Source organism: Pseudomonadota bacterium (assembly GCA_022361155.1).
Classification (GTDB): domain Bacteria; phylum Myxococcota_A; class Polyangia; order Polyangiales; family JAKSBK01; genus JAKSBK01.
Map to the genome: position 1 here is coordinate 1 of JAKSBK010000231.1, position 7,567 is coordinate 7,567.

The window sequence follows — 7,567 nt, forward strand, 5'->3', positions numbered from 1 at the left end:
CCTGGCGCCCGCTGGCGGCGTTGGGACCTCCTCGAATATGCGCTGCACCGCATCGAAATGAACCGCAGTCTTCGTCGGTCCGCCTTGCCAGCGAGCCCCACTGCAGGCCCCAACCAACCAGGATTCCTGTGGCGAGGCACTAGGTAGGCAGCGGTGTTCCCTCGCTCTGCACTTCCCAAGAGTCCGCAGGCTCGGTCTTGGCTGTGCGAAAGCCCCGGACGGCGTAGTGAAGTACCCAGAAGAAGCCGACCATAGGCACGACCAGCGAGGTTTGGATATCGCCGCTGAGGTCCGCGACGTAACCCATGATAGGTGGAAAGAAGGCTCCGCCGACGATCGCCATGATCATGAAGGAAGAGCCCAGCTTGGTGAGAGGGCCCAGGTCTCTAACGCCCAAGGCGAATACCGTGGGCCACATGATCGACATGAAGAACGTCGTCAGCCACAGTGCCCAGATTGCCGTCCAGCCGGGTGCTGCCATGGCGACCGCCAGCAGCACTATGTTGGCGATGGCGTAGCCGCCCAACAGCCGGTTGGGCGCGATCTTCTGCATGATGAAACCGCCGGAAAAGCGTCCGATCATCAAAGCGATGAATCCGAAGGAAAGCAGTTGCCCGGCCGCTTTTTCGGTAGTATCGGGACTAAGATCTTTGGTGAAATCGATGAAGAACGACCAGATGCAAACCTGTGTTCCCACGTAGAAAAACTGAGTCAGAGCAGCCAGCATGAGATGCCGGTGCTTGAACAGGTCGCGAATACGAGCCTTCTTGTCGTCGGTCGAGTCGCCGCCCGCTTCCGTGATCTTCGGGAACTTGGAGGACGCGATTAGCGCGAAGATGACCGCGATGCAGCTAGCCAGCCAGAGATAAGGCTGCTGTACTGTCTTGGCTTCTGCGCTGCGCCAGGCTTCGAGGTCCGCGCTGGACATGGCCGCGATCTCATCGGGCGTGTATTCGATCCCGGAGAAGATGAAGATGCTACCCAGGAAGGGCCCCACAAAGGCTCCGATGCCGTAGAAAGACTGCGCGATATTCAGGCGCGCCGGACCCGTACGCGGATCGCCCATGACCGAAACGTAGGGGTTGGCAGCGGTTTCCAAGAAGGCCAGGCCGAAAGCAATGATGTACAGGGCCGCCAGAAAGACCCCGAACACACGCATGCCCGCGGCTGGATAGAACATGAGCGCGCCACCGCAGTAGAGGGTCAAGCCGATCAGGATTCCGTTCTTGTAGCCAAAGCGCTTCATGGCCAGCCCGGCAGGAATCGCGCCGAAAAAATAGCCACAGTAGAAGGCTGTTTGAATAAAGGCCGCTTGCCCGCGTGACAGTTCCAGGGCTTTCTGGAACTGTCGAATCAGGATGTCGTTGAGCTGCGCCGCGAGCGCCCAGGAGAAGAACAGCGTGGTTACCAGCAGAAAGGGCAACACGTACTTCTTCTCGAGGAGGGTCGGTCTGTCTGCCTTCGACGAAGTCCCATCCATCTTCATTCCTCATGCACTTGCGTCATGCGCTGCGTCCTTCACGTCGGTCGGCTCCAACCGAACGACCTTCCCCGGCGCGGGTCCGCGGCGAAAACGTTTTCGAGAGGCTGTATTTGTATGCGAACACAGCTCGTTGTCAAGGCGGGTAGCGTGCCGGCTTCGTGCCGGCTAAGACGTAAGCTGCGAGCGCGCCCCCTACACGGCCGCAGCCGATCGAGTTATTCTTGGATGGGCCCTTGTGTCCATGGGAGCTTTGACCATGTCGCTGTCCTCAAGCCGGTTGCACCGCGGTTTTCTTGGTCCGACCTTGATTGCAGCGGTGGCTGCGTTGCCCGTTGCCGGGTGCAGTGCAAGAGGCGGCGCTGAAGCGACAGGCGTTGGGGGGCGCGCGGGTAGCGTTGTAGCGGGCGGCCGAGCCGGGGGGACGGCGGGCACCGTGGCTGGTGCAGGGGGAGGGGTTGCCGGGACGCTCGCGGGTGGTCGAGGTGGTGGCGGTGGCCCGGGTGGTGGTGGCTTCGGCGCGGGCGGCATGAGCGGCCGCGGCGGAGCCGGCGGTGTAGGGGGCGCGAGCGGTCTGAGCGGTCGTGGTGGCGTGGGCGGCCAGGCGGGTTGGGGGGGTAGGGGCGGTACCGGCGGCTCCGGCGGTCTCGGAGGCCAAGCCGGGATTCCCGGCCTTGGCGGGCTTCCCGGTGGGCTGGGAGGCCTGCCGGGCGGCTTGGGAGGCCTGCCGGGCGGGATTGGCGGTGTCCCGGGCGGTGGGCCTTGCCCGGCCCCCGCGAGCTGCCAGCCGATCGTTGCGGGCATCCGCGTGTGCGTCGTACCGCCGGCCTCGGGCCCCCCAACCTGCAATACGCCCGAGTGCACGACGATCGCCGGCCGTTGTATCTCGCTGAACGCTCAGCGGTGGTGCGTGCGCCTCTGCAACTAGTACCGCTTGCCAGGGACTATGATGGATTCCCGCCGGCTCTGACGGCCGCTGGCGGTGTTGCACCTCCTCGAATACGCGCTGCACAGCATCGAAATGATCCGCAGTCATCGTCGGTGCGCCTTGCCAGCGACCGACAGCCCTCGGCGCCAATCGATCACAATCCCTGGCAAGCGGTACCGGTACTGGCGGATGCCGGGACCCGAATCCGAATCCCGGAGCCCGTGTCCGAGCCATGTCGGAACCCGACCAGGTCCGATCTCCGCCTGATCTCCGCCTCCGCATCCGAGCCCTCGGCCTCCGCCTCCGCATGGGCCCTCGTCCTGCTACGATCGACGAGCGCATGTCGGAAGCCTGGCCTCGCACCATCGTGCACGCGGACATGGACGCGTTTTATGCCGCCATCGAGCAGCTCGACCGGCCCGAGCTCCGTGGCCGTCCGATCCTGGTTGGCCACCCTGGCAAGCGCGGCGTCGTGACTACGGCCAGCTACGAAGCGAGACCGTTCGGCGTGGGCAGTGCGATGCCGATGGCCCTGGCGCGCCGCCGCTGTCCCCAGGCAGTGGTCGTGGCCCCGAGATTCTCCCGCTATGCACAGGTTTCCTCGCAAGTAATGGAGGTGTTTCGGTCCTTTTCCCCCGAAGTCGAACCGTTGAGCCTCGATGAGGCCTTCATGGATCTAACCGGTGCCCACGGCTTGTTCGGGGACGCGCAACAGATCGGCTCTGACCTCAAACGCAAGGTCCATGCTGCCACGGGTTTGCGGGTGTCGGTGGGGATCGCGGCGACCAAATACGTTGCCAAGGTCGCAAGCGATGTGAACAAGCCCGACGGCCTGACCGTCGTGCCTCCCTCGCAAACCAGACCGTTCCTCGATCCCTTGCCGGTGAGTCGGCTTTGGGGCGTGGGCAAGAAGATGCTGCCGCGCATCCATGCGCTGGGACTGCGCACGATCGCGGACGTGGCCGATGCCGACCGCGCGTACCTGGCGCGCGAGCTGGGTGCGCTGGGCGTGCATATCCATGCGCTTGCGCATGGTCGCGATCCGCGTCCCGTGGTTTCCGAACGCGGGCACAAGAGCATCGGCCACGAGGAGACGCTCGAACAAGACGTCCAGGGGGCGGAAGCCACCAAGCCCCTGCTGCTGCGAGCCGCCGATCGGATCGCCGCGCGCTTGCGCGAGCAAGGCGTGCTTGCACGGGGAGTCAGGGTCAAGCTCAAGACTGCGAGCTTCCGGCTCATGACTCGACAACGAAGCACGGGGCGAGCTACCGATTCGGCGGGCCCGCTGTACCGTGCCGCGCTCAGCCTGCTGCCGGAGTTCGAATGGGACGAGCCGATGCGCCTGGTCGGCATGGCAGCGTTCCAGCTTGTGTCGGGCTCCAAGCCGGAACAGCTCGATCTGTTCGCGCGAAACGATGGGCAGCGAAGGCAGCGTCTCGACCGCGCCCTGGACGAGCTCCGCGGGCGTTTCGGCCATGGCGTGATCCGGCCGGCGGGAGAGGACCGCTAGCTACATGCTGGTGCAGAAGTGGGGGAGATTTTTCGGTGATTTCAGCGCAAGCATCCCGTGGGGTGCACCTGGTTGGCTCGGCTGACCTCGTGTAGTTGAAGGGGTATGGGCTGCACACCCCGTTCCGGTTGGAGTCGTGGGCCGAGCTGCGGTGCTCTACTTTGCACCCTGCTCGACGAGCTGCTCCCGCATCGCCGCCCCACTGCCTCCGATTTCACTCTGCCTCCGATTTCACTCCGGACGTGGCCGTTAGGCTGGCACCGACGCAATGGGCGGGCCGAACAACTGCTGCGACCAGTACATACACTGCACGCAGCGGCGGCTTGGGTCTTGGCTTTTTCATCCGGGCATGGTGCCCGGCACCTATCCAGTCGCCGCTATTCAACTCATGCGGCTACGCGCGGCCGTCCACCCCGGCCAGAGGGGCACTTCTGACAAGCACACCCGGGTCATTTCCCGCAAGCGTCTACGGCCTTGACGCAGGCCGTTTGGCCGCAACGGGGGCAAGGGCTAGGACCGCCGTCCTGTCGCTCCATCCTCTCCTGCACCACAGAGCGCAGCGTCTGCACATGGTCGGCGTGGCCGTGCTCTTCCACGGCTTCCTCGGCCTCCAGCATCTTGCGTCCGCTTAGCCGAGACGCGCGGCGACGCGCCAGCTCCTGTGCCAGCTCATCGTCCGTTACGTCGTCCAGATTCGTAGGGGGTTGCTTTGAGCCACTCATCCTGTCTGTAGATCATAGCTCCGCAGCCCCCCGCAAGACCCCTCGGACCGGACCGCCCCCACCAGGATCACTCCCGAGACCCTCAAACCGGTCGTGCACCCGCCCCGCTCTTGACCCGTGCCCAATCGCACGAGGTCGCTGTATGCTGTCACGTTATGACAGTGGTGTCGTACCACCGACGGGAGGAGACCACCTGTCTGCGCTCCGACAGACACGCCCGTCATCATGGCATCTTCCCGCTTCGACCCCGCCACCCGTCCTCGGTTGCGCTATGAAGTTGGACATACCCCGTTCGCCAAGTCGGCCCGCGCTGCGAAGCAGCTTGCAGTGTGCGGCTCGACCCAGGAGATCGTCTTCATGAATATCAAGTGGATAGAGGTAGAGCGCTACAAGGGGTACAAGAGATCGACACGGCTTGATGTTCGACCCTTCACCGTTCTGGTGGGACGCAACAACGCGGGCAAGAGTGCGCTGGCGCGGGTGATACCACTTCTTGCCGCTGCGCTCGACGAACGAGCGACCTCAGCAGAGCCGCTGCCATTGGCGGGATGTGGCGTGGAGCATGGAAACACATTTCAGGATCTGGTGAACGCACGAGCGATCCACGGGAGCGTGCGCATTGCGGCCGGATGGGATTGTGGCGGGGAGACGACAACACTCGATGTGAGGGTCCAATCGGTGGTCGCGGGACCGGGCAGTGACCCGGAGCAAGTGATAACGAACTGGTCGCTTCGGCACGGCGCCCGAAGCGTCGAGCTGGTGCGTTGTGATGTGGATCCGGCCCGGCGCGACTACGCACGACGCGTCGACGATCACGAAACGTCCCCCATTTCAATCGATTGGCGCGGGCTCCGCCCGGTGAATGCCGAGGCCGTTCCGGGGCATCTGGCGAGCGTGTGGAATCAGGCACGAGAGTGGGCACGGGGTGTCCGCTATCTCCGATCACCGCGAAGTGTCCAGCCATCACCTTTCAGAGCTATGAGGGCGAAGGCCATAGAGTTCAATCCCGATGGGCACGAGGCCCCAAGCGTGCTCGCAGCGTCGCCCGGCCTGCTAGAAGCAACTCGCCGTTGGTATGAGAGTGTATTCTCAGTATCCATTTACCTTCGTGAGCAAGCGGAGTTCCGACTTCTAGAAGCACGGTCAGCCGGAACTTCAACTGCCGTGGCAATCGAGCAGGCCGGGCAGGGCCTCATTCAAGCCCTGCCGGTCGTCGTTCGCATGCTGACGCGCAGCGACGCCGCCGCCGGAATTGATGTGATCGAACATCCCGAAGCCGAGCTTCACCCAGCCGCGCATCCGAGCATTGCGGACCTTCTTTTGAAGCACTCGGTGCTCCTAGCTCGACCACTCGTCGTGGAGACGCATTCGGAGCTGCTGCTCCTGCGTGCACGACGATGGGTCGCCGAAGGACGCTTGGTTCCCGAACAAGTTGCGGTTCATTGGATCGACGAGAGCAGCAAAGGTGGGACGACCGCCCGCCAGATCAAGATTACGGATGAAGGAGACGTAGAGGACTGGCCTGAGGGGGTCTTCTACGAAGACTATGAAGAGATTCTGGCTATCCGCAGGGCCTCTCGAACGAGGTCCAAACCATGATTGTTCAAATCACGCCGGCTGCAGCCGCGGATGCGACGGCGCACAGATGGCTAGACACAATTCTGCGAAAAGTCGAGGACGGTTGGCACATCTGGGAAGTCACTGGACTGGAGACTTTCTCGGATTCCTCCTGGGTGGCGGACCGAGGCAGCGCTGGCACATGGGTACAAGAGCTCTTTGTGGCCGCTGTCCGACGAAGCGCATGGGGTTCCAACGCGCCGCATCACCGACGCCTCCGCGTGGTGCAAACGCGAATTCAGCACGATGAGCTGACGCCCGAGAAGGCGGCACGACTCGCGGAGGAGCCGTTTGTTGTACTTGTGGAGAACCGCTTCAGCGACCGTGCGTTCCTAACTCGTGTGGTCCGCGAACTGGATCATCGGTTGGCTAGGTTGCTGAATAACGTCACGGAGCCGATACGTTTCGATAGTTTGGGAGGGAAGGGACAGATGGCGCGGTACGTTGAAGAGCGTTGCGTCAGAAGTAGCCCGGTTCCGCGGCTTGCGGTCGTCGTGGACAGCGACCGCGCGACCCCCACCGCCCCGCCGAGCAAAGAGGCTCGGAAGCTACTTGCGACTTGCTCACGCCGCGGCGTGCCATGTTGGCTGCTTGAGAAGCGGGAAGCCGAGAATTACCTACCGTACGCGTTGTTGAATGCAAGGCGCAACGTTGGCGAAGCCCATCGCGCATGTCTCGCAGCATGGGATCGCTTGCCAGACGACCTAAAGGATGTGTACGATATGCCTGGCCGTCAGCGCGCAGCGGCACGGGATACGTTTGCACGCGGCGATCCTGATGTCATCCCACCATCATCTGGTGCTGACCGATGTACGAGGCACCTTGCCCAGGTTCCTGGCCGAGCTGCATCGGCTGCTAGCGCTCGGCGTCAAGGTGCTGCAGCGCCGCCGCCCCGGCCGACGACCTGACCCGCGTTGAGGCTTGGGGATATCCGGAACGGGGCGGCGGTGGCGGCTCGCAGCTGGAGCCCACGGTCACCGGTCGGGCTCTTCGGCGTCTCTACGGGCCGGCTGGTGTGGGAGAGCCGCACAACGGCGCGGCAAAGGTACACGAGCCCAAGCACTGAGCGCGCAGCGCTGTATGAGACTGCGAAGGTCCCGTTGGGTGCTACTCGGATCGGAGGCGGCTCGCTGGCGGCCGCTAACCGGGCGCTGCCTCAGCGCCGTGGAAATGGCACATGAACCAGGTGCCGTGTGGAAACTGCGCCTCACGAATTCCTCGCCGCCAGGCTTCGAGCGCGGCGCGGTAGGCGGTGCGGAAGGCGCGTACGGCCGCGACCGCCTCGAAAAAGGCGCTGCGTTGCCCGCGTC

Annotated in this window: 7 protein-coding genes and 1 pseudogene; 4 read left to right on the top strand and 4 right to left on the bottom strand. The window is 63.8% G+C overall.

Features of this window, described 5'->3' with window-relative positions; translation table 11 throughout:
• Window positions 1–139: 139 nt before the first annotated feature.
• The gene (fucP, locus tag MJD61_08830; GenBank protein ID MCG8555376.1) at window positions 140–1,480 is read right to left on the bottom strand and encodes an L-fucose:H+ symporter permease; all 1,341 of its coding nucleotides are present in this window, start codon (window positions 1,478–1,480) and stop codon (window positions 140–142) included.
• 259 nt (window positions 1,481–1,739) lie between these two features.
• Here fucP and MJD61_08835 point away from each other — a divergent pair, with 259 nt between their 5' ends.
• Together MJD61_08835 and dinB are read left to right on the top strand one after the other, a co-directional pair.
• Window positions 1,740–2,408, top strand: a complete 669-nt coding sequence (locus MJD61_08835; protein MCG8555377.1) for a hypothetical protein — start codon at window positions 1,740–1,742, stop codon at window positions 2,406–2,408.
• A gap of 340 nt (window positions 2,409–2,748) precedes the next feature.
• Window positions 2,749–3,918 carry a DNA polymerase IV gene (gene dinB, locus MJD61_08840; protein ID MCG8555378.1) on the top strand — a complete coding sequence of 390 codons (1,170 nt, stop codon included), beginning with the start codon at window positions 2,749–2,751 and terminating at the stop codon, window positions 3,916–3,918.
• A 449-nt stretch (window positions 3,919–4,367) separates the two neighbouring features.
• On the opposite strand, the gene MJD61_08845 is transcribed toward dinB, so the two are convergent.
• On the bottom strand, window positions 4,368–4,640 hold the full coding sequence (locus MJD61_08845; protein ID MCG8555379.1) for a hypothetical protein: 273 nt from the start codon (window positions 4,638–4,640) through the stop codon (window positions 4,368–4,370).
• A 1,155-nt stretch (window positions 4,641–5,795) separates the two neighbouring features.
• Window positions 5,796–5,969 carry a hypothetical protein gene (locus MJD61_08850; protein ID MCG8555380.1) on the bottom strand — a complete coding sequence of 58 codons (174 nt, stop codon included), beginning with the start codon at window positions 5,967–5,969 and terminating at the stop codon, window positions 5,796–5,798.
• Window positions 5,970–5,996: 27 nt separating this feature from the next.
• On the opposite strand from MJD61_08850, the gene MJD61_08855 reads away from it, so the two are divergent.
• Entirely contained in the window at window positions 5,997–6,239 is a 243-nt protein-coding gene (locus MJD61_08855) for a DUF3696 domain-containing protein (GenBank protein MCG8555381.1), read from the top strand.
• Between the two features lie 744 nt (window positions 6,240–6,983).
• A pseudogene (locus MJD61_08860) lies at window positions 6,984–7,136 on the top strand (transposase).
• A gap of 261 nt (window positions 7,137–7,397) precedes the next feature.
• On the opposite strand, the gene MJD61_08865 reads toward MJD61_08860, so the two are convergent.
• Window positions 7,398–7,567 (bottom strand): transposase (locus tag MJD61_08865; protein MCG8555382.1); only part of this gene is annotated, 170 nt, incomplete at its 5' end.

Excerpts from the sequence above, each read along its gene's own strand:
- fucP (MCG8555376.1), bottom strand. The coding sequence starts at position 1,480 with ATGGATGGGACTTCGTCGAAGGCAGACAGACCGACCCTCCTCGAGAAG.
- MJD61_08835 (MCG8555377.1), top strand. The coding sequence starts at position 1,740 with ATGTCGCTGTCCTCAAGCCGGTTGCACCGCGGTTTTCTTGGTCCGACC.
- dinB (MCG8555378.1), top strand. The coding sequence starts at position 2,749 with ATGTCGGAAGCCTGGCCTCGCACCATCGTGCACGCGGACATGGACGCG.
- MJD61_08845 (MCG8555379.1), bottom strand. The coding sequence starts at position 4,640 with ATGAGTGGCTCAAAGCAACCCCCTACGAATCTGGACGACGTAACGGAC.